The organism is Rhizobium sp. SVR5-9E, from assembly GCF_056755095.1.
In genome coordinates this window covers 1-249 of sequence record NZ_JBNDHS010000584.1, presented here as the reverse complement: position 1 = coordinate 249, position 249 = coordinate 1, and the positions used below count along the sequence as shown (strand labels likewise).

Here is a 249-nt window from a genome sequence, read left to right as displayed (position 1 = left end):
TCTTTGAAGCCTCATGGATGCACAAATACAACGACAAATATTATTTTTCATATTCAACAGGTGATACCCATTTACTTTGCTATGCAACCGGCGATAATCCTTATGGTCCTTTTACTTTTCAGGGTGAAATATTAACACCGGTTGTCGGCTGGACGACCCATCACAGTATTGTCGAATTTAAAGGTAAATGGTATCTGTTCTTTCACGACCTGTCTCTTATACACATCTGACGCTGCCGACGACTAGTCG

Annotated in this window: 1 pseudogene; it reads left to right on the top strand. The window is 41.0% G+C overall.

The annotated features are described in order from the left end of the window. Positions 1–230, top strand: a pseudogene (locus tag ACPYOJ_RS36165) (hypothetical protein); the annotation flags it as partial. Between the last annotated feature and the right edge of the window lie 19 nt (positions 231–249).